At 39.0% G+C, this 24,751-nt stretch carries 30 protein-coding genes; 9 read left to right on the top strand and 21 right to left on the bottom strand.

Annotated features, from left to right (window positions below):
- Positions 1-9 precede the first annotated feature (9 nt).
- The 4 genes from DMP02_RS07020 to bioB are packed head-to-tail and all read right to left on the bottom strand — an operon-like array spanning position 10 to position 3,026.
- On the bottom strand, positions 10-264 hold the full coding sequence (locus DMP02_RS07020; protein WP_126323425.1) for a hypothetical protein: 255 nt from the start codon (positions 262-264) through the stop codon (positions 10-12).
- A complete protein-coding gene (locus DMP02_RS07025; protein WP_126323426.1) occupies positions 264-893 on the bottom strand; it encodes a methyltransferase domain-containing protein in 630 nt (209 codons plus the stop codon). The genes DMP02_RS07020 and DMP02_RS07025 overlap by 1 nt, the downstream gene beginning before the upstream one ends.
- A 10-nt stretch (positions 894-903) precedes the next feature.
- Positions 904-2,055: an 8-amino-7-oxononanoate synthase gene (bioF, locus tag DMP02_RS07030; protein ID WP_126323427.1), complete on the bottom strand. Its 1,152-nt coding sequence runs from the start codon at positions 2,053-2,055 to the stop codon at positions 904-906.
- Positions 2,040-3,026 (bottom strand): biotin synthase BioB, encoded by a 987-nt coding sequence (bioB, locus tag DMP02_RS07035; protein WP_126323428.1) that lies wholly within the window; start codon positions 3,024-3,026, stop codon positions 2,040-2,042. The genes bioF and bioB overlap by 16 nt, the downstream gene beginning before the upstream one ends.
- 305 nt (positions 3,027-3,331) lie before the next feature.
- Between bioB and DMP02_RS07040 the strand changes: the two genes are divergently transcribed.
- Genes DMP02_RS07040 through DMP02_RS07050 form a run of 3 tightly spaced genes read left to right on the top strand, consistent with a single transcriptional unit; the run spans position 3,332 to position 4,343 of the window.
- Entirely contained in the window at positions 3,332-3,808 is a 477-nt protein-coding gene (locus tag DMP02_RS07040; RefSeq protein ID WP_126323429.1) for a hypothetical protein, read from the top strand.
- On the top strand, positions 3,809-4,135 hold the full coding sequence (locus DMP02_RS07045) for a hypothetical protein (protein ID WP_126323430.1): 327 nt from the start codon (positions 3,809-3,811) through the stop codon (positions 4,133-4,135). It abuts the gene before it with no gap.
- Positions 4,128-4,343: a hypothetical protein gene (locus DMP02_RS07050; protein ID WP_126323431.1), complete on the top strand. Its 216-nt coding sequence runs from the start codon at positions 4,128-4,130 to the stop codon at positions 4,341-4,343. The genes DMP02_RS07045 and DMP02_RS07050 overlap by 8 nt, the downstream gene beginning before the upstream one ends.
- Here DMP02_RS07050 and DMP02_RS07055 read toward each other — a convergent pair.
- Positions 4,340-5,245 carry a UbiA family prenyltransferase gene (locus DMP02_RS07055; protein WP_126323432.1) on the bottom strand — a complete coding sequence of 302 codons (906 nt, stop codon included), beginning with the start codon at positions 5,243-5,245 and terminating at the stop codon, positions 4,340-4,342. The two genes, DMP02_RS07050 and DMP02_RS07055, sit on opposite strands and share 4 nt — an antisense overlap.
- Positions 5,246-5,345: 100 nt before the next feature.
- Between DMP02_RS07055 and bioA the strand changes: the two genes are divergently transcribed.
- The gene (bioA, locus tag DMP02_RS07060) at positions 5,346-6,662 is read left to right on the top strand and encodes an adenosylmethionine--8-amino-7-oxononanoate transaminase (RefSeq protein WP_126323433.1); all 1,317 of its coding nucleotides are present in this window, start codon (positions 5,346-5,348) and stop codon (positions 6,660-6,662) included.
- Between the two features lie 7 nt (positions 6,663-6,669).
- Here bioA and DMP02_RS07065 read toward each other — a convergent pair whose 3' ends face one another.
- From DMP02_RS07065 to DMP02_RS07105, 9 genes are all read right to left on the bottom strand, one after another.
- Complete coding sequence (locus DMP02_RS07065) at positions 6,670-7,026, bottom strand: hypothetical protein (protein ID WP_126323434.1); 357 nt, start codon at positions 7,024-7,026, stop codon at positions 6,670-6,672.
- Between the two features lie 163 nt (positions 7,027-7,189).
- On the bottom strand, positions 7,190-7,744 hold the full coding sequence (locus DMP02_RS07070) for a hypothetical protein (RefSeq protein ID WP_126323435.1): 555 nt from the start codon (positions 7,742-7,744) through the stop codon (positions 7,190-7,192).
- Positions 7,745-7,954: 210 nt separating this feature from the next.
- On the bottom strand, positions 7,955-8,965 hold the full coding sequence (gene rpoS, locus DMP02_RS07075; RefSeq protein WP_126323436.1) for an RNA polymerase sigma factor RpoS: 1,011 nt from the start codon (positions 8,963-8,965) through the stop codon (positions 7,955-7,957).
- Positions 8,966-9,076: 111 nt separating this feature from the next.
- Positions 9,077-9,661 carry a YqaA family protein gene (locus DMP02_RS07080; protein ID WP_126323437.1) on the bottom strand — a complete coding sequence of 195 codons (585 nt, stop codon included), beginning with the start codon at positions 9,659-9,661 and terminating at the stop codon, positions 9,077-9,079.
- 155 nt (positions 9,662-9,816) lie between these two features.
- Positions 9,817-10,572, bottom strand: a complete 756-nt coding sequence (surE, locus tag DMP02_RS07085) for a 5'/3'-nucleotidase SurE (protein WP_126323438.1) — start codon at positions 10,570-10,572, stop codon at positions 9,817-9,819.
- The gene (locus DMP02_RS07090; protein ID WP_126323439.1) at positions 10,573-10,884 is read right to left on the bottom strand and encodes a hypothetical protein; all 312 of its coding nucleotides are present in this window, start codon (positions 10,882-10,884) and stop codon (positions 10,573-10,575) included.
- A 153-nt stretch (positions 10,885-11,037) separates the two neighbouring features.
- The gene (locus DMP02_RS07095; protein ID WP_126323440.1) at positions 11,038-11,430 is read right to left on the bottom strand and encodes a GspH/FimT family protein; all 393 of its coding nucleotides are present in this window, start codon (positions 11,428-11,430) and stop codon (positions 11,038-11,040) included.
- A 153-nt stretch (positions 11,431-11,583) separates the two neighbouring features.
- A complete protein-coding gene (locus DMP02_RS07100) occupies positions 11,584-12,285 on the bottom strand; it encodes a uracil-DNA glycosylase (RefSeq protein ID WP_126323441.1) in 702 nt (233 codons plus the stop codon).
- Between the two features lie 16 nt (positions 12,286-12,301).
- Complete coding sequence (locus DMP02_RS07105) at positions 12,302-12,547, bottom strand: putative hemolysin (protein ID WP_126323442.1); 246 nt, start codon at positions 12,545-12,547, stop codon at positions 12,302-12,304.
- Positions 12,548-12,781: 234 nt separating this feature from the next.
- Between DMP02_RS07105 and lipB the strand changes: the two genes are divergently transcribed.
- The 3 genes from lipB to DMP02_RS07120 all read left to right on the top strand — a co-directional run bounded on the left by lipB (position 12,782) and on the right by DMP02_RS07120 (position 16,528).
- Positions 12,782-13,441, top strand: a complete 660-nt coding sequence (lipB, locus tag DMP02_RS07110; RefSeq protein WP_126323531.1) for a lipoyl(octanoyl) transferase LipB — start codon at positions 12,782-12,784, stop codon at positions 13,439-13,441.
- Between the two features lie 124 nt (positions 13,442-13,565).
- A complete protein-coding gene (gene lipA / locus DMP02_RS07115; RefSeq protein ID WP_126323443.1) occupies positions 13,566-14,510 on the top strand; it encodes a lipoyl synthase in 945 nt (314 codons plus the stop codon).
- Positions 14,510-16,528: a bifunctional DedA family/phosphatase PAP2 family protein gene (locus DMP02_RS07120; protein WP_126323444.1), complete on the top strand. Its 2,019-nt coding sequence runs from the start codon at positions 14,510-14,512 to the stop codon at positions 16,526-16,528. The genes lipA and DMP02_RS07120 overlap by 1 nt, the downstream gene beginning before the upstream one ends.
- Before the next feature lie 64 nt (positions 16,529-16,592).
- Here DMP02_RS07120 and DMP02_RS07125 read toward each other — a convergent pair whose 3' ends face one another.
- A complete protein-coding gene (locus DMP02_RS07125) occupies positions 16,593-17,390 on the bottom strand; it encodes a symmetrical bis(5'-nucleosyl)-tetraphosphatase (RefSeq protein WP_126323445.1) in 798 nt (265 codons plus the stop codon).
- An 8-nt stretch (positions 17,391-17,398) separates the two neighbouring features.
- Positions 17,399-18,652 (bottom strand): TraI domain-containing protein, encoded by a 1,254-nt coding sequence (locus DMP02_RS07130; RefSeq protein ID WP_126323446.1) that lies wholly within the window; start codon positions 18,650-18,652, stop codon positions 17,399-17,401.
- A gap of 239 nt (positions 18,653-18,891) precedes the next feature.
- Here DMP02_RS07130 and DMP02_RS07135 point away from each other — a divergent pair, with 239 nt between their 5' ends.
- Both DMP02_RS07135 and waaF read left to right on the top strand, forming a co-directional pair.
- Positions 18,892-19,080 carry a zinc-finger domain-containing protein gene (locus DMP02_RS07135; protein WP_126323447.1) on the top strand — a complete coding sequence of 63 codons (189 nt, stop codon included), beginning with the start codon at positions 18,892-18,894 and terminating at the stop codon, positions 19,078-19,080.
- Positions 19,081-19,118: 38 nt separating this feature from the next.
- Positions 19,119-20,168, top strand: coding sequence for a lipopolysaccharide heptosyltransferase II (gene waaF, locus DMP02_RS07140; protein WP_126323448.1), 1,050 nt, complete (start codon positions 19,119-19,121; stop codon positions 20,166-20,168).
- Here waaF and mnmE read toward each other — a convergent pair whose 3' ends face one another.
- Genes mnmE through rpmH form a run of 5 tightly spaced genes read right to left on the bottom strand, consistent with a single transcriptional unit; the run spans position 20,169 to position 23,921 of the window.
- On the bottom strand, positions 20,169-21,557 hold the full coding sequence (gene mnmE / locus DMP02_RS07145) for a tRNA uridine-5-carboxymethylaminomethyl(34) synthesis GTPase MnmE (protein ID WP_126323449.1): 1,389 nt from the start codon (positions 21,555-21,557) through the stop codon (positions 20,169-20,171). It abuts the gene before it with no gap.
- A gap of 2 nt (positions 21,558-21,559) precedes the next feature.
- Positions 21,560-23,179, bottom strand: coding sequence for a membrane protein insertase YidC (gene yidC, locus DMP02_RS07150; protein WP_126323450.1), 1,620 nt, complete (start codon positions 23,177-23,179; stop codon positions 21,560-21,562).
- Between the two features lie 3 nt (positions 23,180-23,182).
- On the bottom strand, positions 23,183-23,443 hold the full coding sequence (yidD, locus tag DMP02_RS07155; protein WP_126323451.1) for a membrane protein insertion efficiency factor YidD: 261 nt from the start codon (positions 23,441-23,443) through the stop codon (positions 23,183-23,185).
- Positions 23,407-23,766: a ribonuclease P protein component gene (gene rnpA, locus DMP02_RS07160; RefSeq protein ID WP_126323452.1), complete on the bottom strand. Its 360-nt coding sequence runs from the start codon at positions 23,764-23,766 to the stop codon at positions 23,407-23,409. Before rnpA ends, yidD begins: the two co-directional genes overlap by 37 nt.
- A gap of 20 nt (positions 23,767-23,786) precedes the next feature.
- On the bottom strand, positions 23,787-23,921 hold the full coding sequence (gene rpmH / locus DMP02_RS07165; protein WP_126323453.1) for a 50S ribosomal protein L34: 135 nt from the start codon (positions 23,919-23,921) through the stop codon (positions 23,787-23,789).
- Positions 23,922-24,751: the final 830 nt, after the last annotated feature.

The raw sequence follows: 24,751 nt of genomic DNA on the forward strand, positions 1-24,751 counted from the left end.
TAGAGATTTTTAATTTTTTCTGCGTCCGCCAATTTCTGGCACGGATATTCGTATTTCGCTCGAACCTTGTTTAGCTTCAATGGCTTCCTGCGTCGCAGTCCATGCATGACCATAGATAATTTCCCAAGTGGCGGGCAACTTCCCTGCCGAAGTACGAAAAACATCATACGCTTGAATCAATGTTTGCAAGGATCGCTTCGGTGTTAAACCACGGTGTCTGTCGATGGAAAGATTCTGTACGCCCAGTTCTTTGAGTTCCCTCATCAAAAAAAAATATCAGAATAGAGTAAAGTAAAATAATCCACATCCATCACCGGATCAGCAAACGCTGCCTGAAGTAAACTATCGCCTAGATCGTGCATATCGGGAAAAACATGCACATGCGATTTATCATCTACTTGCGCCCAAGAATAACGTAGCTCTTTTAATGTGTCCGCGCCTACGATTGAAAATAATAATAAGCCACCTGGCTTTAAGACACGATGAAGCTCACTAAGCGTTGCTGAGAAATCGGTACTCCAATGTAACATCAGGTTGGAATAGACTAATTCAAAACTATGGGTTTGAAAGGGTAAAGATTCTGCCTGACCGCCTAAACAATGGAACTTAGAAAACTCATCTTTTGTTTTTAGCGCTTGTGCTTGTTTAAGCATTCCAAATGATTGATCAAAACCAATAACTTCAGCCAGTGGATATATTTTTTTTAGACAAGCCGTAGCATGACCTGTGCCACAACCCAAATCTAAAATCGTTTTCGGTTGTAACCGAATGCCTTGCAAGCGTTCTAATAAGTCATTTGCCACCGTGCGCTGTAGAACAGCAGCTTTATCATAGCTAAGCGCCGCCCTATTGAAACGAGAAGCAATTTTTTTTTCATCTAATTGATTTAGCATAGTTTTTTATCTACGCGCGATGCAACCCGATCGCGATTCGTTCTAATAAGCTATCGATATCATTTTCTGAATGCAAGGCACTTAAACTTATTCGCAAACGCGAGGTATTTTTCGGTACGGTGGGCGGCCGAATCGCATTCACTAAAAAGCCATTTTGCCGTAAGTGTGCCGCTAATTTCATAGCTCGCTCAGGTCCCCCAAGTAAAATAGGCTGAATAGGGGTCTGGGATGCCAAGATCGGTAATTCTAACTGTTTAGCGGTGTGTTTAAAATGCTCAATCAAATAACACAGCTTTTTTCTACGCCAATCTTCCTTCTGGAGCAACAATAAGCTGGTATGTGTTGCTTTAGCAATAGCCGGCGGCAACGCGGTGGTATACATATAGGGGCGTGAAAATTGAGTTAAATGCTCTATAATGGTTTCACTTCCTACCACAAACCCACCAAAACTCCCTAAGGATTTACCAAAGCCTGCCGATAAAATATCTGGCTTTAACCCAAAATATTCGCAAATACCCGCACCTTTTTCACCTAATACACCTAAGCCATGCGCATCGTCTACTAATAATAAAGCTGAATGATTTTTTGCTGTTTCAATCAAATCTGGCAAGGCCGCTAAATCACCATCCATACTAAATACACCATCGCTTACAACAAATGACTTTCGCCCGGGAGAATCTGTCAATTGCTTAGTTAAACTCGGAATATGGTTATGTTTATAGCGTTTAAAGGAAGCACCGGAAAGCCTTGCCGCATCGACTAAGGAAGCATGATTTAACCTATCACCAAATATACTATCATGTCTATTTGCTAAGGCCGTTAAGATACTTAAATTGGCCATATAGCCAGTAGAAAAAACCAACGCCTTTGGGTAACCGCTAAATTCTGCTAAAGCTTCTTCTAACTCACAATGAATGCGACTATAAGCACCCAGAAAATGCGAAGAACCGCTACCAAGACCATATTCATCAGCTGTTTGTTTAAACACCTTAATAACATCAGAGTGTTGACTTAGTCCTAAATAATCATTAGAACAAAACGAAATCAGCTTTTTCCCACCATAAAGCCGCTGTGTTCCTGATACACCTTGCAAAACAGCACGCGTTCTATAGAGCCCGGCCTGTTTATGTTGCGTTAGTGAATCTTCTAACAGGAATGGCATGTATTTAATTCGGTATCAGCTAACACGGGGATCAGATTCAGCTTTTCTAATAACGCACGATCTTGATCAGGCGCAACATTTGCCGTGGTTAATAATTTTTCACCATAATGAATCGAATTAGCTCCAGCAAAAAAACACAGCGCTTGTGCTTCTTCACTCAAGCTATCGCGCCCTGCAGATAAACGCAACATACTAAAAGGCAATATAATTCGTGCGACAGCCACCATACGAATAAATTCAAATGAATCAACCGCTACTTTGTCTGCTAATGGTGTTCCTGGAATCGGAATTAATTTATTTAAGGTGACACTTTTAGGATGCTCAGGAAGATTAGCTAATTGTTGCAACAAACCTATTCGATCTTCTCGGCTTTCACCCATACCAATAATACCACCACAACACACATTAATGCCTGCTGCACGCACTTGTGCCAAGGTTTGCAATCGCTCTTCATAGGTTCGTGTCGATATAATTGTTTTATAGTATTCAGGTGATGTATCTAGATTATGGTTGTAATAATCTAATCCGGCCTGTGCTAGTTGACGAGCCTGTTCCTCTGTCAACATGCCTAAGGTAGCACAAGCTTCTAAATCCAATGCTTTTATAGCCGTAACCATCGCTAATACATCCGCAAACTCTTTTTTAGGGGGGCTGCGCCAAGCAGCCGCAATACAAAACCGACCTGCTCCTTGTTCTTTCGCTTTTTTTGCAGCGACCTTTACCTGATCTAATGACATTAAGGGCTCTCTCTTTAAGCCCGTATTATAATGACCACTTTGCGGGCAATAGGAACAATCCTCAGGACAAAGACCTGTTTTTACATTCAGTAAAGTACTTATTTGAACGGCATTGGGACGAAAAGAGTGACGATGCGTCGCATGGGCGTGAAAAATTAAATCATTAAATGGCTTTTCAAACAGTGATTGAATTTCATTGCGGATCCAATCATGACGAACCTCTACATTTAACATACTAGATTCTTATACCAAGAAAAATAGCAACATAAAATGAATAACTACCCTTGTCAACTTTTACAAAACACGCCTTTTACGATCGATTTTACTTCAAATAGTATAAAATACGTGTGTGAAGGTAGGGAGCGGCAATACAGACACCCCGTAAATTGGATTACTGCTGCATTTTATTCTCGCTTAATTTTAATTGAGATACTTTATAACAATTGTCGAGCTCATTTATATAGAATATAACATTGTAAGTGCATTTTAAGTATCTTAGAATGAATGGGTAAGGGATACCAACATAAGGAGTGAATAACATGTATAAAAATGTGAATAAACAGCAGGAAAACCAATCAATTGAGAAATTGAATGCAGACATTACGCAACTTAAAAACCATTTAGAAGAAAAAGAAAAACAATTAAAAGAAATAATTCGAAGAAAACGCGTGGAAAGAGAAGCCTCCCGAGATACTACGGCTGAAAATAGACTTGGGCAAGCACTTAAGCATGTTCTTGTAGATATTGGTAGCATCCATATTTATGTATATCCGGATACAACTATTGTTACTTTACCTTTGATGCACAAAGCTTCTCGTGAAATTCACAATCTATTTACTTCTTTTCTTAAAGCAGATCTTTTAAAATTTGAAAAGATATTTCCACGATTTGGGAACATTGAAGAAATAAAGATTAGTTTTCCGTCAACTAGTTTACCAGACTTTGAGGAAGGAATGAGGCTGAGTGCAGGCGTAGATCTTAGCCAGGATAGATGTCGTATACAAGCCGATTGTTAAATGAAAACCAATCAATTATTTTGCTATTGGCTTCAAGGCTACTTCGAAATTGGTATAAACGTCACGATACAGCGTAATGGCTTGCGGTTGATCAAAAACCAGTTGGATTTAATTGAAGAGCCATTAGACACTTTTACTTCTTGGCTCAAGGATGTGTGTGACTATATTAAGCGTTTTGGTTATAGCAATGCCCTTTGCGCGCATTTTTCGCCTATTATCGAGCTCTCACTGAACTCGGTATTTCATCATGTAATTGATAACAGCTACGTCACCGAAACGCCGCGGGAAGTACTCCATCGCATTCACGATGGAAAATATAATGACTAACGAAGAATTTAGAGCATGGCTACTTGGTTATGTTACGTTGACAGGCGATCTCCCGCTAAACCAAAAACAAATAAAAATTATCGAAAACCACGCCAATTTAGTTTCTGCAGTAGATAAGTTTTTAACACCTGAAAACCAAATGATTATTGATGGTATACAGGCAGGCCAACGCGTAGGCGCGTGTTTATTACAGTTAGGCGTGGTTTAAATGGGTAGTGCACATAGACTAATCACCACTATCAAACCAACCATAATCCAACTAAATTTATCTCTTACTGTAAACACCACCGGATCATCATGGATTTTTCCTTGCTGCGCGAAATACCATAGCCGTCTAAGCCAAACAAACAAACAAGGACAAATCAACCATAACAACAAAGGGGTTTTATAGAGAAATAAAACCTTATTGGAATGAATATAAAAAATAAAGGTTAAAATCGCTAAGTACGCGCTCGTATGACCTAAAAAAACCAGTCTCGCACTATCTATCAGTCCATAAGCACGACCTACGAGCGTCTCTTTATTTTCTAATTTTGCATCGTAAAGTTCTGCGTAACGCTTAAGCAACGCTAAGCTAGAAAAGAAAAATAACACGAAAATAATTAACCATAAGGAATAACCATTTTCAACCAGCGTCATCCCTGCAAAAACCCGTATAGAATACAAAATAGCTAATAATATGACGTCTAACCATTTTTGTTTCTTAATAAAAAAAGAGTACAGCAACGTTAATGAATAATAAGTGATCGCTGCTAAGAAAAAATTTAAAGGTAAATAAAGTGCAATACCTAATGCAAATACTAACAGACAGGGTGCGAGAATAAAACCAACAACCAGAGGAAGCTCTCCAGCCGCAAAAGGACGTTTTTGTTTTTTGCTATGTTGCTTGTCTTTTTCTAAATCAACTAGATCATTAATCAAATAAGCGCTAGAAGCTAATAAACAAAAAACTAAAAATCCAATAACGCTATTTTTTAAAGAAGTCTGATCAAAATAGTGATGACCGACGAGAAGCGGAATAAATAATAAAAAATTCTTGGCGATATGGTAAGGGCGCAGTGCTCTAACACACGCTTTTACACGACTCACTTTTTTATTGTTTTTATTCACAAGGGTTTCTCTGAAAAATTCTTATTTTTCTTAAAGTATGCTAATTTCCCTCCTTCTCTTTTAGAGGGATCCTTTAAAAACCCCACTTTTATCCTATTTTATGAATCTTATCAATCGAGACCTCCAACATATTTGGCACCCTTGCTCTCAGATGAAGGATTATCTTAGTTTCCCACCCTTAGTCGTCAGCAAGGCCTACGGGCCTTTTATTGAATTAGACAATGGGCTGCGCTTGATTGATGCCATCTCGAGTTGGTGGTGTAAATCACTGGGTCATAATCATCCTCGCTTAAAAAAAGCGCTTTATGCACAGCTCGATCGTTTTGAACACGTCATTTTTGCCAATAGCACTCATGAGGTTATCGTTCAACTCTCGGAGAAATTAGCCCTACTTTCCCCAGGCCTAAATAAGGTATTTTATGCTAGCGAAGGCTCTTCTGCCGTTGAAATTTCATTAAAAATGGCGCTACACGCACAAAAAATTAAAGGTTTTTCACAACGTACGCAATTTACTGCGTTACAAAACGGCTATCATGGTGAAACCTTTATGGCACTCGGGCTAAGTGACCTAGGCCTTTATCATCAACCCTACGAACCCCAGCTTATAAAGCCTCAGTTTATCTGTAACCTACCTTATGTCACTTCACGTGAAGATCCTTTATGGGAAGATTGCTCGGATTGCTGGCCGGCCATTGAAAAACAGCTAGAACAACAAGCTACCGTGCTTGCAGCCATTATCGTAGAACCGATTGTCCAGGGTGCCGGAGGCATGTTGATTTATAGCCAAGATTTTTTACGCCGGCTGCGAAAATGGACCCGAGAACAGGGTATTTATTTAATTGCCGATGAAATTATGACCGGACTGGGAAGAACAGGATTTGCTTTAGCCTGTGAGCATGCACAAATACAAGCAGATTTTATTTGTTTAAGTAAAGGCCTAACTTCCGGTTGGCTAGCTATGAGTGCTGTATTAACACGCACTGATATTTATAACCTTTTTTATGATGATTATTCAATAGAAAAAAACTTTTTACACTCACATACTTTTAGCGGTAATGCTTTAGCCGCTGCCGTCGCATTGGAATGTTTAACGGTTTTAGAAGAAGAAAATATCTATTTGGAAGTTCAAAAAAAAGAAACTATTTTAAAAACGCTCATGCAAGAAGTAGCAGACATAACAGGGAAATTAACTAATATCCGCATCATTGGCGCCATCGTAGCAGCTGATTTAGTTTTAACTACAGAACAAAAAAATCAGCGCGTTGGCTACCAAATATTTCAGGAAGCGATAAAAATGGGCGCTTGGCTACGCCCATTAGGTAATACAATTTATTGGTTACCACCTTTAAACATTGAAATATCTGTACTAGAGGAACTAAAGGACATCACTATTCAATCTATTAATAAATTACTTTAAATGAACCCTATTTAAGATTCAGATCAACTGATACCCCCTTTAACTTATCATTCCAACATACATCAGCAAACTGAGTGTCATTTGGCCAATAGTCATTACAAGTAATCATTTGTTCATCAGGTGAAAATTTTTTATTATTTTTCTCACTTTTAAAAATAGCTTGTTTTAAATCAAGTATCTTACTATTTCCCGGCATGGCTTTTATAATTATTTTTTTATTCTCTTTAGCACACTTTTCATAATCCTTATTAGGACAGGGTGCATAGTATTTGACTGTAGCATCAAACGGAGGATAATCTTTGGCAAAAGCAGGAAGACTGATAAACATGGACAAAGAAAATAGACACAAAGTTTTTTTTAACATTTTTTGCTCCTTGCAAATATACTGTAAAAAAATACAGCTTACCATTAAAAAAAACCATAAACTAAAAATTCAATAAATTGATTAATTTCAAACGCTCAAAACTCGATATAAGCTAGCTTTATGGCTAGAAGCAATTTTGATAGCATTCTAAAAAGATGATTTTTTAAATCTCCAAAGAATTCATTATCATTGAATTTGACTGTCTTTCGGCGAGCAATCGCCGCTCTCGGGTACGCCACCAATACCAAACAATGAATACACCCGCTATCTTGGCTAGCGATAAGATGGTAACACCCAACCAATTGAATTGATTTACAATAGCTAAAAACACTGCACTATCGATAGGCGAACTAAGGCTTGCTGACCAAAGTATACGTTGAGAAAGAGGACGACGCGTAAAAGTATAAACTGCCCAATCAATAAACTCCGCAATAAGAAATGCACTCATACTGGCAATCGCCATTGCCTTATTGGCTAACCCATAACTCAGAATACTACCGATAAACATGGCAAATATCACTTTGTGTTGCAGCTCGCGTTGAGCAAAATCACGCAACACATACACAACGCCCACTGTCCAATCCATAGGAGATACTTCTGAACCATGTATATTAGTCAGAGGCATATAAGAAAATAACGTATTTATTAAAACAATTAAAACAATATACGTTAAACTGTATTTATAATTTATTAAAAATTTATTTATTTTTTTCAACATTATTATACCCATTGCACTTGAAGATGCGAGAAGCATTTTCAAGTGCCTTCCTTTCGCGATGGGGATTTTCAAGGGGAGCATCGCGATTCTCCCCTTGAATGACGGCGCGGAAGCTTCTCTTTCGCCCGTCATGTGATTGGGTATACCGCTCGCCGTGAATTCTAATAGTTCGCATTTTCAAGTACGAGCGGTATATTCTAACAAATGATTTTAATTATCGTATAATAAGCTTGCAGAAAATCCTTGTTCTTCCATAATTTTTCGCAACGCCTTTAATCCCTCTACCTGAATTTGGCGAACCCGTTCTCGGGTTAAACCAATGACCTCTCCGACTTCTTCTAAAGTCATACGGTCACAACCTAATAAACCATAACGCCTTGCAATCACTTCGCGTTGGTTAGTCGTCAATTCTTTTAACCAATTTTCTAGTCTTTTACGTAAGTTTTCATCTTCTAAGATATGCTCTGGATCATTTTCACGATTATCTGACAAAGTCTCTAATAGAGGCTTATCTGCTTCGCTACTCGCTGGCGCATCGACAGAGGTAATATGTTCATTTAAACCTAACATCCTTTCAACTTCTTCGAAAGGCTTATCTAACCATTTCGCAATTTCATCCGCTGTAGGTTTGTGATCAAGCTTCTGCGTAAGCTCTCGCGCTGCTTGTAAGTAAACATTGAGCTCTTTTACAACATGTATAGGTAATCGGACGGTACGCGCCTGATTCATGATAGCCCGTTCAATGGCTTGACGAACCCACCATACGGCGTAGGTAGAAAAACGAAACCCTCTTTCTGGATCGAATTTTTCTACCGCGTGCATTAAGCCTAAATTACCTTCTTCTATTAAATCTAAAAATTGCAATCCACGATTATTATAGTGACGTGCAACTTTTACAACCAAACGCAAATTACTTTCTATCATGCGTTTACGTGCATCTTGGTCGCCTTTGGCAATAAGCCTAGAATAATAGACTTCCTCTTCTGCCGTTAATAAAGGGGAAAATCCTATTTCATTCAAATACAATTGTGTTGCACCTAAGGTTTCATCACGCCTTGCATATTTATGTGATCTAGGCGGCAGCTCAGCTTCTGTTTCTGCTATCGTCTCCCTATTGACTAAAAACTCGTCCGGTTTATTTTCAAAAACCTCCATGCTCGCAGGCTTATCTTTATTTTTTTTTACCTCTTTAGTCGTTTTGCTCCTTCTCGCATTACGCATAGTTAATCTCCGTATTAAACTAAGACTAAGAGACAAATCTCTTATCATAAAAAATCAGCTTACACTCTTCGTACTTGAGTTTTTGTGAGTATATTATTTGATTATAAGAACCTAAGACATAAACTTAAGATAGGCGAATACTGCAATTACAAATAATAAAATAAACCAAGATATCCGATCGACATAATGACGCAATAACTTATCAATATGTACGCCGCCCCACCGAATAAGCAAGGCCACCAGAAAAAATCGCCCGCCGCGTCCCACTAAAGATCCCAAGATAAAGGGTAATAACGCAAAATGCAAGGTTCCAGCTGCAATAGTAAATAATTTATAAGGAAGTGGCGTAAAGCCCGCTAAAAAAAGGATCCAAAAATCCCATGCTTTAAATCCATGCTCAATCTGCTGATAGGCGTGTTCATATCCAAACTGAACAATGTAGGGATAAATCCAGTCAAAAGCTACCGTCCCTATCCAATAACCAAAAAGACCGCCTAAAACAGAGGCCACTGTGGTCAATGAAGCATAACGCAAAGCACAGTGTGGCCGCGCCAATACCATGGGCGCCAACATGACATCCGGGGGAATAGGGAAAAAAGACGACTCAGAAAAACTCAATAGGAATAAGGAAGTGGGTGCATGCTTATGTTTAGCCCACACCAACACTTTGTCGTATAGCTTAGAAAAAATCTTCATGCCACATTATAAGTGATAAAACTACTTTTATACTCACAGCAATGGGATTTTCGGCAAGGCGCCGCGAAGGAGAGCAACCACAGTGTATGACAACATACATGAGGATTGCGAACCAAGCGGAAACGCCGCCGAAAATTTAAGTGCGAAGAGTATATTTAATCTATCGCTAGAATCCAATCCTCCAGCGAGTCTCGCACGGAATGGTGGGTTAAATCTAATTGTAAGGGCGTAATACTGACTTCCTGATGGCTCATCGCGTAAAAATCTGTCCCTTTCCCCGCTTCATTTTCTTTACCTGACGTCCCTATCCAATAAATCGTACGGCCACGCGGATCTTGGCTTGGCACCATCCTATCAGCCATATGACGCGTACCTAAACGCGTTGCTGTAAATCCTTTTAAATCTCCGAAAGCAACATCTGGGACATTGACGTTTAAAATGGTTTTAGTCGGGATGGGTTTATTATAAAGAAGCTGTACCAGCTGCTTAGCTACTTCGGCTGCCGTGGTATAGAATGACGGCTCGCCTCCCGCTATCGAAAAAGCAATCGATGGAATACCCATAAACCGACCTTCCATTGCTGCCGCTACGGTCCCTGAATAAAAAACATCATCGCCTAAATTAGAACCCGCATTGATACCGGATACGACTAAATCGGGCATCTCATCTTTCTTAAATAACCCCGTTAACGCCAAATGCACACAATCCGTAGGGGTTCCTTGAACACTAAACACCCTTTTCTCTATTTCTCTCACTCTTAACGGATTTTGTAACGTCAATGAGTTACTGGCTCCGCTGTGATCACGGTCTGGTGCTACTATGGTGATTTCTGCAATATTTCCTAAGGCCTTAGCTAAAATATTTATACCTGGTGCGTGAACACCATCATCATTACTAATTAAAATCTTCATTTAATATACCCTAGAAACTAAATGCGCGCTCTCTGATAACTTTGCGAGAATGGGTAATACGATTAAAACTACCCCAAATATTAATAAGGTGATGGGCCGACTAAATGGCACTTGTCCCGGATTATTTTTATGGTTTTTATATTGAATCAACGCACCAAACAATAAAGCAATACCTATTGCTAAGCTTATGTTATATAAGGCTGAAGTTAATACGGAGAACGGTAACATCATTCTATCGGTTAACTCACCCAGTGAATTAGCCGCATACACATTCATAGACATAAAAAAGCTAAACGCAACTATTTTTCTCATAAATAAACCACTTTATTAACATGAAATCCCATTCATCGTCATTGCGAGCACCGGCAGGCGCGCGGCAATCCAGAAAATAAATATAGTAACCTAGATGGCCACGCTCATTTCATTCGCTCGCTATGATGAGTAGGGTTTGTTTTATCCTCAAAGCTAATAATAACAATTGCTTTGCAGCCCAAAATCCTTATCAATTCTTATTCTCCCTGTTGCACTCATCTTAATTAGCCATACTGTACTTGTAGCCAATACCTTAACACAAACAGCAAAACTACCATTATGCCCATAGGCTGAGCCATCTGGATTTAATTGTACGTAATCTCGTCTACCAGCACCATGCCATATTAAAAACTCATGTTTCTTTAAAGGCGGGTAAACGCGTAATAAGCTACTTTCTGGAAAATTTTCTGCATATCGACCTAAAGTAATGATCCATCCATTACGCCATTGTCCACTACATGTTTTTCCATTTTCACTAGGGCAAAGTATAACAACGCTTCGATGTCTTATCGCCTCACTTCGAGCATAATGCCTCACTTCGAGCATAATTAAGTGCCGACGTTACGCGCTCAGTGAGTGCTAATAAGCGAATTTCAACCATTAGATAGTTGTAAGCAGGAAAAGCTAAACTCAGTAAAACACTCAGCAAAACCAATGTAAATAATAAGTCAATTAAACTGAATCCAAATTCTTTTTTAGTTACTGACTTCCTTGTAACTGTTTTTTTATACATTGCATATCCTGCCATGCTTTTCTTTTTTCACGCGGCGCACGAAGTAAATAGGCGGGATGATAGGTTACACGTAAAGGAATTTTATGATCGCCGTAATGAAATAGTTTCCCACGTAAATTTCCCATACTATCATTAGTCGCTAATAAAAAATGTGCGGCAATTCGTCCTACTGCCAAAATTAACTTGGGTTTGATAAGGCTAATTTGCCTTAAAAGAAAGGGTGTACACGCTTTCACCTCTTCAGGAGAAGGATCTCGATTATTCGGAGGGCGTGATTTTAAAATATTTGCGATGTAAATATCTTCTCGCTTAAAACCAATCGATAACAACATATTTGTTAATAATTGCCCGCCTCTCCCTACAAAGGGTTCTCCTTGTTTATCCTCATTAGCACCTGGCGCTTCACCAATGACTAATAAATCGGCATTGGGGTTACCTACACCAAATACAGGATTAGTACGTGTTTTATAAAGATTACACGCTTGGCAACGTGCCACCTCTAATTGCAATGCCTCCCAGCTCATTGTGGCAATTTGCTCTCCTCTCGTTATATCTAATTTTTTAGGGCTATCCTTTGCCTTCGTTTGCTTCACTAACTTTTGCTCTCTCGGGATCCATACATCAATACCTATTTTTTCCAAATACTTTAACTTTTTTGTGTCTACCATTTTTCATTCATTCCATTCAATATCTATATTTTGGCACTTTTTTAGTTAAAAACCGCTGTCCAGGTTTACAGGTTCCTCGCATATAACTCCATTCTTCACAATAGCTACGATCAGGAAAAAGACATATCCCTACCTGGCCATTTTTATTATTGACTATTGTCAATTTACCACCGTGCTGCGCACAATAAACAGACGCTGGATTAGCAATGGCAAAAGCAGGACTAACTAATATCAAAAAAACTGGAACAAATAACCATTTCATGATAAACCCTTTCCTTTGTCTAAAAGCATAAGATAGAATTTTAGCAGAAATAAAAGTTAAAATCTGATGAAAAACCATGAGTATCATGAGTAAAATTTGCCAATATGCAAAGATACTCACAGCAATAGGATTTTCGGCAAGGCGCCGCGAAAATGAAGCAACCGGAGTGTATATATGATACATGAGGATTGCGAATTGAGCGGCAACACCGCCGAAAATTCTAGTGCGAAGAGTATGGAACAACTTATCATAAGGCCTTTGCGCCTAGCCGAATATAACAGTGTAAGCCAAGCTATGCGCTTATTTACTGATACTAGGTCCACTGAAACAGCGGATGAAATTTGGCTGATTGAACATAAGCCCGTCTATACGCTAGGACAAGCCGCAAAACTGGAACACGTCCTCAACCCTGGCGCTATTCCTATTGAAAAAACGGACAGGGGTGGCCAAGTAACCTATCACGGTCCAGGCCAGCTGGTTGTCTACCCACTACTTAATCTCCGACGTTTAAACCTAAATGTACGGGCACTTGTTACATTACTCGAAGAAACGATTATAGAATTCCTTGCAGGCTACGCTATTCATGCACAAGCAAGAAAAAATGCCCCAGGTGTTTATGTTAATGGTGCTAAAATAGCCTCTATTGGCCTGCGTATTCGCCGTGGCTTTTGCTACCATGGCATCGCCTTTAACATCGCAATGGACTTAAAACCATTTTTAGGAATAAATCCTTGTGGATTTAGCCAATTAGCTGTCACACAGCTTTCAGATTTAGGTGGGCCGAGCAACCTAGGAATGGTCGCGGATCTTTTTAGCCAGCAGCTAAAAGCTAAGCTGATTTTACAGAGAAAAAAAGCAGATTTTCCAATCGAAAACAGCACAAGCACTTACTAAAATTAATCGCTATTCCCGAATACATTGATTAACGATCGGCTTATACTCTCAATATATATAAGCTAATTATTAAGCATCGTGCACTTATGCTAGAATCACCCTTTTATTATACAACTTAATAAATATGGAAACCCTAGATCCACGTCAAAAACAACGCGGCGCTGCAAAAATGGCGCGGATTCCAATTAAAATTGCCCCATCAGAACCCTTACGCAAACCAGATTGGATACGCATTAAATTAGCCACCACACCTGCTGTCGATCAACTTAAAAGCATGTTACGAGAAAATCGACTTTACACCGTGTGTGAGGAAGCTTCTTGCCCTAATCTAAGTGAATGTTTCAGTCATGGCACAGCAACCTTCATGATTATGGGTGATAAGTGCACCCGACGATGCACATTTTGTGATGTGGGGCATGGGCGACCAGATCCCCTGGATCCACATGAACCAGAAAATTTAGCTAAAACAGTCAAACAAATGGGGTTACGTTATGTTGTCATCACCTCTGTGGACAGGGACGATTTACGCGATGGTGGAGCCAGCCACTTTACTGCCTGTCTACAAGCGCTACGTCATGCCTGCCCATCTCTGACTATAGAGGTGTTGGTACCAGACTTTAGAGGACGTATGGAGGTCGCTTTAGACGCCATTGCGCCAGCACTTCCCGATGTATTCAACCATAACATTGAAACTATCCCTCGCTTATATAAACAAGCACGTCCTGGCTCGGACTATGCTTGGTCATTAACTTTATTACAGGAATTTAAAAAACGCTTTCCAGGCATACCCACTAAATCGGGACTCATGCTAGGGTTGGGAGAAACGCTTGAAGAAGTTCAAGAGGTCATGGCGGATTTACGTAAACATGACGTTGATATGATTACTTTAGGCCAATACCTTGCCCCTAGTCGGCACCACTTTCCCGTAGCACGTTACGTTACGCCACAAGAGTTCAAGGCCCTCGGCGAGTTAGCAAAAGAAATGGGCTTTACACGCGTGGCAAGTGGGCCTTTGGTGCGATCCTCCTATCACGCCGATAAACAAGCGGCTGGAGAGAATGTAGCCTAATGACACTTCTAGAGAACATCAGACCTTTTTTTGACTGGTTACAACTTCATCCGATTTTAGCGGGTGTTATTACTTATTTTATTACACTTTTTGAATGTCTGATGTTTCTAGGTCTTTTAATCCCTGGAACCGTCTTTATGACCGCCATTGGTACTTTAATTGGTATTGGTGTTTTACCGTTTACAAGTATCACTTTGTGGGCCATTGCAGGCGCTATTACTGGTGATGTAATAAGCTTCTGGGTAGGACGTCATTATCATGAACATACTGCCACATTCTGGCTATTTCGACGTTACCCAAAACTTCTACAAAAAGGCGAAGCTTTCTTCGATAGACATGGCGGGAAAAGCATTTTTGTTGGACGCTTTATAGGCCCTATTCGTGCTGTTCTACCCTTTATTGCGGGAATGGTCCACATGACGTACCGCCAATTCCTCACGGCTGATATTATTTCAGCAATTGCCTGGGCACCCGTCTATATGCTGCCTGGCATATTGCTAGGGCAAGCATCGCAACAATTACCGCCCGAGGTGGCCACTAAACTCATCTTATTTGTCGTTTTACTGTTGTTATTTTTCTGGCTATTATATTCTTTTATTAAATCCTCTTATGCCTGGTTTAGTCGTTTATTAGATAAACAATTAGCCCATTTGTGGCATTTCACGCGCCACCACCCCCGGCTTAGTTCGCTCGCTTCATTCTTAATGGATCCACGAACACCACAAGCACATACACAATTAACGCTTGCTTTGACTTGCCTTTTCTCTTTAGTCGGCTTTCTATTATTGGCCTTTAGTGTTGCTCATCATGGCATAGCAACTTACTTTAATGAGCCCATTTACTATTTCATGCATAGCCTTCGCCAGCCTTCGCTTGATAAATTTCTGGTTAGCATGACAGAGATTAGCCCTCGTGTATTAATGGTTTTTTGGGTAGTCATTCTAATCGTTCTATTAATAAGACGTAATTTTTGGACTGCATTACATTGGGGTCTCGTTGGGCTCTTAAGTTACGAATTGGGCAGCATTTTTAAACATGCTCTGCACATACCACGCCCTACTGGATTAGTACAAACCCCTTCCGGTGCATCATTTCCAAGTGGACACACCTTAAGTAGCGTTTCAATACTAGGTTTTTTTGCGATATTAACGGCATTAGAGCATCCAAGAAAATGGCTTCGATTATTAATTTATGGGGTAACTACCTTAGTTATTTCTTTAATCGTATTTTCACGTGTTTATTTAACCGCTCATTGGTTAACCGATGTTTTAGGTGGAATTTTATTAGGTATTAGTCTTATTAGCGCATTAACATTGTCTTATCGACGAAAAAAACAAGAGAATGCCATTTCTATAGCTAAACTGGGAATCATTGGCTTAGTAACACTACTTATTTTATGGTCCGCTAACCTCTTTCACGAATACCATAAACAATTAAAGAATTATCAACTTTATTCACCGCCTACTCATTTATTGGATGTAAAAACCTGGTGGGAACAAGCTAAACAAAAAAAACCTACTTACTTAATGAATCGTTTTGGAAGATCAATAGAAATTTTAAACATTCAATGGGCAGATAAACATTCGACCATTCAGCACACCTTGGAAAAGCGCGGTTGGCGCACACTACCTGAAAAAAGACTGCTAACAACCATTTACCACTTAAGTCTACGCCAGCATGATCCGGAAGTTCCTTTATTTATTTCATCCAATGCAGGAAAAAAACCTGATTTAATAATGAGTAAATATTTTCCAGCAACACATCATTTATTAGTTTTGAAGTTGTGGAAAACACATCGCTTTAATGATGGCCTTATGCTATGGTTAGGCATCGTTCAATATCAAAAAACATGGCATTTACAGTTTGAGCCACTAAAAAAATCACGTTCTAATTACTCAATCCCTGCAAATAATTTATTACAGCGAGATTTAGAAGACTACCATGTAAAAAATGTCTCTTACCCTAATTCTCGCTCAGGAACTCTTTTTATAACATCCGCTAAGCATTGCTCTGACTAAAACGATATGGCATTCGTTTCATAAACTGAAGCTTTGCTTGAGAAATAGAATTGCTTTTATTAATTTAACACTTGACAGAAAATTGCCTGCCATCCTCTAAACACATTGCCGTGAGGCAATTTCCCCATACACAACCCGTATCTAATGCAATGATATTTGGATCATCCGTTTTTCCAGCTAATGCCGCCCAATGTCCAAATATTATCTTTAAATTTTTACTGCGCCGACCAGGTACTTTAAACCAAGGAAAATAATTTTCTTTAGCTATGTTGCTTTTATTAGATAGATCTAAATTTCCTTCTACATCACAAAAACGTAATCGCGTAAAACAATTAGTGATAACACGCAATCTATCCCAACCTTCTAGCACATCGTCCCATCGGCTGGGTGTATCGCCATACATATTGGTAAAAAACTCAAGATAATGCTCATCTCGCAGCACTTCCTCCAGTTCATGTGCACATTGCAGCGCTTTATTTAGATCCCATTGTGGTGGTAACCCTGCATGTATCAAGATAACACCTAAGCTTGGATCATGGTGCAACAAGGGTCTATGGCGTAACCAAGTACCTAAATCTTCTTTATCCAATGCAGTCAAAATAGGCGCTAGGGTATCTTGTTTGTCCAGACTTGATTTACCATAAAGCACTGATAAAAAATGTAAATCATGATTACCTAAAACGACCTGGCTATATTTTAATGATTTAACAAAGCGAAGTACTTCTAAAGAAGCAGGACCCCGATTAACCAAGTCACCTGTTAACCACAAACAATCTTGATTGGAATTAAAGTTAATTTTTTCTAACAAACGAATGAAAGGATCAAAACAGCCCTGAATATCACCAATAACATAGGTTGCCATTTAGAAAATCAAGTCGTTGGATTAGGAAAGCTGGGAGGTTTTATTATAGTTTTTTCAGTTAATCCTGAGGGCATTATTTTATGTAATGGTAATGCCGTAATCAGTGCAAGCAAACCAATACCTCCTTTTAAAAAACGATGCGATGTTTTTACATTATCCTGAATAGCCGCTATACCACCCATCGTTCTATATCTTTTAGCAAAATCACTGATTCCAGATACTCCCCCATGTGCTCGGTTACGCTGATCTAATTCGCTAATCGGTATTTGATAAAGTTTAGCAATATCAATAAATTGTCTTTCTATAATTTCTGGATGTTTATAGGTAGCATTAGCATTCGCAAACTGCTGGAAAAGAACACTCGATAAAATGATGGCTTTTTCTTTTACATGCAACTTATCATCCGTTGCATTAATATCAATTCGTCCTTCCTTAATTTCTTTACGTAGCCACTGCAAGAATGCTTCGCCTGCAGGGTCTGTTAGCGATATGCCGGCTTTTTTTCTATAGTTTTCTATTATCCCTATCTCAGCCTGTGGAATCATCGACATAAAAGAAGTCATTGGGATACGTTCCTCTTCTCCTGCCAATAAAGCAAACCAAACTTCTAGCACTTCTGGATCACTCGCTATCCAATTAAATCCTTTCTCCGAAGCTGAACCCGCACTATCCAATATCTGGCGTGCGAGCATAGGTGTTATAAAATGGCGTAGGTTATTAAAATTTTCTTTAATATAATCAAATTTATAATAACTTCCTTGGCCTAACATAGCACTGGTGTAAGGATCCCATTTCTTAAGTGGGTAAGCCTTTTCATGGTAAAGCATAATGGTATATTTTACAGCGATTTTACCTATATCCAAGAATAATGCCGCCGTAAAAGTCGCATAAATCCACAATGCATCATATTTAGAAATCGCAGAAAAATCAGCCTGCTTAGGAAAAAAATGCGCTAAACATAAAGACAGCACTCTTGAACCCCGTTCTAAACCATGAGATAAAAAATCAGTTTGTTGACCCAAAAAGCTACGTTCATTTTCAGGAATTACTTGAACAAACTCAGCAAATTTTTCGATAACGGGTAAATAAAAATCATCAAATCGTCGAGAGGGTTTAATTAATAGTTTGATGGTTTGAAGAAAAGCCTGATTGTCTTTTGTACTTAACAATTCAGCAGCTGACTTTATAGGATAAATACCCAAAGGTTCGCTTTTATTATTGATATTCTTTATATGACGCTTTAAGTCTTGGAATAATACCATTACTAACTTCTCAATAAATCTTTCTCAGGCAAAAATAAGTTATGTGTAAGGAAAATTTTTTTAAATTCCTAATGCAATAGGGAAACTTTAATCCTTAATTTTAAGCCTTATGGTAAGTTAGAACTACCACTAAGCCATTATAAAAATGAGTCTATTTATACTATAAAATAAACGTAAATACCTATACAGTCTAGCATGAAACTGGCAGAATAATAATGAAGTACTTTTAAGGTTTTATCATGTCTAAGCCATTATCGCGTAGTAGCACTAAACACTACTATGAAATTACCCCAGAAACACTGCCTCTTTCTTGCCCTTTACCAAACAATCGATTGTGGGATGCACACCCCAGGGTCTATCTACCTATCGCAAAAACGGGTCATGTAACTTGCCCCTATTGTGGTACGGAGTATACTCTCCGCACTTGAATTTTTGTCGTCATGACAAAGACAAAGGCTCAGGGAATATGATCAATTTTTCAAGCACCGTTAATTCTAAAAAGGTTCTTATTATCAGCCCTGCATGGATTGGCGATATCATCATGGCACAGGCTTTATTTAAATATCTAAAGCAACAATGTCCTGAAAATACGCTCGATATTATAGCGCCTCACTGGAGCCATGGATTAATTTCTGCCATGCCAGAAATTAATAAAATAATGGATATGCCACTAGGCCATTCCCAATTTCAGCCGAAACGACGTTGGCAAATCGGAAAATCAATTAGAAATGAATCCTACGATCAAGCGATTGTTCTACCTAACTCTTGGAAATCAGCCATTATTCCTTTTGCTGCACGTATCCCCTTGCGAACTGGCTGGCGAGGAGAAATGCGCTTTGGCTTATTAAATGATTGGCAAGTATTAAATAAAAAAAAACTCCCATTAATGGTACAACGCTTTCTAGCATTAGGGGGAACATCTCCCTTTACTGACGAAATAATTCCCTGGGAAGCCTATAAGCCTCATTTGCAAACGAATACAACACAAGTAAAAAATACCTTATACAATCTATCGCTATCTCTGTCAGAAAAACCACTCCTGGTACTCTGTCCAGGTGCTGCTTACGGGCCTGCCAAACGTTGGCCTGCCGAACATTTTGCTGAAGTAGCTAACACAAAGTATAAAGAAGGTTGGCAAGTTTGCCTTTTAGGTTCGAAGAGTGATCAGTCTATTGCTCAATCCATACAACAATTAACTAAAAATGTATGTATTGATCTGATTGGTAAAACTTCACTAACACAAGCTATTGATATCTTATCGTTGGCTAATGTGGTCATCAGTAATGATTCCGGTTTAATGCACTGTGCAGCGGCATTAAACCGGCCATTGATTGCATTATATGGATCTAGCAGCCCAGAATTTACGCCGCCTTTAACACAAAATAAACGTATATTATCGCTTAACCTTTCCTGTAGTCCTTGTTTTCAGAGAGAATGTCCATTAGTCCATTTTAATTGTTTAAAACAATTAAAATTGAAACAAGTATTGGCTGCTATCGAAGAATTAATAAATTAATTATTTTCCAATACAAAAATTAGAAAATATTTTCCCTAACAGATCTTCAGCTGTAAACTTTCCGGTAATTTCATTTAATTGATTTTGTGCAATTGCAAGATCTTCAGCCAATAATTCTGGAAATTGATAGGTTACTAATTTCTGCAACCCATCAGAAAGTGCCTTTTCAGCATTATCTAGCGCCTGTAAATGTCTGCGTCTTGCACTAAAGTTACTTTGTAATGCACCATTATACTCTACGCTTGCTTTAAGATAATCCTTAAGCAGTGATAAACCTTCTCCTGTTTTTATTGATAAATTGATCACGTCAAAATAAGTTTCTTGCCGTGAATTCGCCTTTTCGCTACAAAGGTCTATTTTATTCCGTATCACCGTCAAACGTTTTTTAAGTGATAATTTTTTTAGAAAATCTATCTGATGTAATGATTCCAGATCATTTAGCGGCATCAACGTAGCATCAACAACATATAAAACACGATCCGCTTTTTCTATTTCAAATAAACTTCTTTTTATACCTTCCTGTTCAATTTCATCCTCTGTTTTTCTTAAACCGGCTGTATCGACAAGCTGAATAGGAAAACCATCAATCACTATTTTTTCTCGAATAACATCCCGGGTTGTTCCCGCAACCGAAGTAACAATAGCGGAGTCTTGACCGCTTAGTTTATTCAATAAACTTGATTTACCTGCATTCGGTGGACCAACAATAGCAAGTTGCATTCCTTCTTGTAACAACGCCCCTTGTTTAGCTGCCTGCTTTATTTTTCTAATTTCAAATAAAATTAGATTTAATTTTTTACGTACATCCGAATCCTTTAAAAAATCAATGGTTTCATCAGAAAAATCAATGGCTGCTTCTAAATACATGCGCAAAGCAATGAGAGTCTCTACCATTCCATTAATAAGTTTGGAAAATTCTCCTTGTAGCGAACGCACAGCCGCTCGCGCTGATTGTTCTGATTCCGCATCAATTAAATCAGCAATCGCTTCGGCTTGAATCAAATCTAATTTACTATTTAAAAAGGCACGCTCTGAAAATTCACCGGGCCGTGCCAATCGTGCTCCCAATTTTAAAACTCGCTTCAATAAGCAGTCGAGGATGATAGGACCGCCATGCCCTTGTAGCTCTAAAACATGCTCGCCGGTAAAGGAATGGGGCGCTGGAAAATAAAGTACAAGGCCTTCGTCTATAGCGGTTCCATCAGCTTCCAGAAAGCTCAGGTATTCGGCATACCGAGGTTTGGGTAGGTGACCCAGTAAAGCAGCTGCAATCGTAGGTGTCTCGGGTCCAGAAAGACGAACAACCCCAATCCCCCCTCGTCCTGAAGGGGTAGCAACGGCTGCGATGGTATCTAGACCTTTTTCTTCGAAGTTGGTTAATTGACTCAATGTTAACGCTTTTTTAGATTTTTTTGATTAAATTGCTGTTCCATTCTGCGCATAATGTACCATTGCTGCAATATTGAAAGGGTATTATTGACGACCCAATACAACACCAGCCCAGACGGGAAATTTAAAAACAAGGCAGTAAAGAGAATCGGCAAAAACTGCATCACTTTTGCTTGCGTAGGGTCCGGTGGTGGCGGATTTAAACGCTGCTGCACAAACATCGAGATACCCATCAAGATAGGTAAAATATAATAGGGATCTTTGGTTGATAGATCATGTATCCAGAAAATAAACGGTGCTTGGCGTAATTCAACACTCTCTAAAAGCATCCAATAGAGCGCAATAAAGACTGGGATCTGCACTAAGATAGGCAAACAGCCTCCTAGCGGGTTCACTTTCTCGGCCTTATAGAGCTCCATCGTCGCTTGGGTTAGCTTCTGTCTATCGTCGGCATAACGTTCCTTAAGCGCATTTAAACGAGGCTGTAGGTTGCGCATTGCCGCCATAGAACGATAACTCTTAGCCGACAAATGATAAAACGCTAATTTTATCAGCACAGTCACAATAACAATCGACCAACCCCAATTACCCACTACCTGGTAGATATGCTTCAATAGCCAAAAAAGGGCCATTGAAATAAACCATAAAATGCCATAATCAACGGTTAAATCGAGATGAGGAGCGACTGCTTTCAGGCGATCCAAACTTTCTGGACCCAAATAAAGCTTGGCTTGGCTGGTATATTGCGCCCCCGGTTCAATCTGAAAAGGATTACCTAACATACCCAGGGTATAAATATTGTCCTTACCATAGCTATAAAAATGGTATGGACCCGCGGGTGGAACCCAAGCACTAATAAAATAATGCTGCAACATGGCAACCCAACCGTTTTCTGTCGCCATAGCAATCCCTTCGCCCATTTTATCAAAGCTAACCTTCTGATAGGGTTTTTCCTGGGTAGAAATTGCTCCGCCTATATAAGAACTAATATTAAACAGGCTATGTGGCGAAACGCGTTTTTTTTGCTGGAACTGTGTATAGAGCTGCCCTTTCCAAAGGGAATCGCTATGATTATTTATCTGGTAATTAATAGGAACCTGATAATCACCTCGCTTGAAAACAAATTGTTTCTGAATAGCGATATTCCCGCAACTCGTACAGAGTAAATTAACAGCAAGCTCAGATTGATCAGCCCCTAAATTGTAATTTATTTGCGCACTTTTATATTGAAGCACCGGCTTATCCGAGCCTACTATTCCACTTTGTGAAACATAGTAGCTATCTGGACTGTTACTGAGTAATTGAAAAGGCGGAGAATTAGCCTCATTGGCACGCTCTGGGTAGCTTAGAAGGTTCGCTTGAACGATATTCCCTCCCTGAGTATCGATTAAGACATCCAAAACATCGGTTTTAACGTGTACAAAACGTTGCCCCTGACTCTTTTGCCCCTCATCTATTTGAGCATCAGGCAGTTTCCTCATCGCCGCCGCCACTTGCTTTTCTACCACTGGCGTTGGTGTCTTTAATGCCTGAGTATTAGGATATTCATTTTGCCAGGCATTCCATAGCATAAATGCGATTAAAAATAAGGCGCCTAATAAAAAAACACGAGCCAGTTCCATAAGTTAACTCTTTATTGTGGGTGATTTTAAGGATTTTGGGACAGGATCATAGCCGCCCGGATGCCATGGATGGCAACATAGTAAGCGTTTTATTGTCATACATATGCCTACATAACTACCGTACTGCTTGATCGCTAATTGAGCATAGTTAGAACAGCTGGGATAAAAACGACAGGAATGACCTAACAATGGGCTGATTAAATAACGATAAACCTGCAATAAAAAGATCAGGCTTCTTTGTAATAAATCATTAACCTTGACCATTGTTTATCTAAATCACACAGCAAAATCTGTTTATTAGCGATACACTGACTTGTGACGGTTATAACGATATCTAAATGAGGTAATGACCTCTGTTTCAGCCTAAAGCTCTCACGAATGGTACGTTTAACCCAATTCCTAGCGCTTGCAGTAGAAACGGCTTTTTTCGCAATAGCCAACCCTAAGCGTGCGTATTCATGGTCATTAGGCTTCGTATAGGTCGTTAAACAACCTTGCCGAAGCTTTTTACCCAGTTGAAAAACTTGCTTAAAATCTTCTGAATTACCTAGCCTTCTTGACTTGAAAAGCCGGTTATTTGTTATCAAATTGAAAAAATACCTAAAATCTAGGCTGTTAAACGCAAACGGCCTTTAGCGCGTCGTCGCTTAAGTATTAGACGACCATTTTTGGTGGCCATTCTTGCTCTAAATCCATGCGTTCTTTTTCGCTTTAGGTTACTGGGTTGATATGTTCTTTTCATAATTCTGACTACACCGTCTTAGGAAACTGTTGCCTTTTAAGATGCAGTATCTTAGGGGACCCTCTATGGATTGTCAATTCATCTGATGGCTGTTTATGGTTAAAAGTAGGTTGAAAAGGGCATCCCCCTATGAAAAGCAATATTTCAAGGCTGCACAGGCAAATTTCTACTTAGGGCATATGACCGACAAATTCCCCTATAGACCCTGATTACATTATTTATTATTAATATATTTATTTAGAAAGATAGTAGTGATGATAAGCAAAGGCTAATTCTGTGGATAATCTACTATTTATTAATTTTTTCATGGAGTTAAGAGAAAAAAATAGCTCTGCATAAACTGAGTACAACAGTTGATAATTACGCGTTAATAGCGTTTATTTTTTATCCACGTGTATCCTCAAGAATACTATGCACAGATTTACTACGTGATATTAACAAGGAAAGAATAAAGTATTTATGGAGATAAAATCATAGTGGACAAGAGTGTTCACTATATGTGCTAAGGATATATTTATTACGTGTTACACAAACACGTATTCTTTTTGCAATAAAGATTTTTAATTAGCTGTAGTACCGCCCTTTGTATAAAATACTCAAGAAGGATATGATTAGTCTCGAAAATAAACATTGGGTTAGTTAGCTTTTCTTATTAATTGATTTACCCCACGCTTATCTTTGCTGGTAACAGTTAATTTCGGGGTGATTTTTCAGCTTGTAATGTTGACCTCTTGAGGTGATAACTGCGTTTGAAATTCAAATAAACACCGGATGATACAAGTGAATTCTAATCCCAATGCTTCATGCTAGTTTCTAAAGATCATATTTAG

The sequence above is a fragment of the Candidatus Rickettsiella viridis genome, assembly GCF_003966755.1.
GTDB classification, from domain to species: Bacteria; Pseudomonadota; Gammaproteobacteria; order Diplorickettsiales; family Diplorickettsiaceae; genus Rickettsiella_B; species Rickettsiella_B viridis.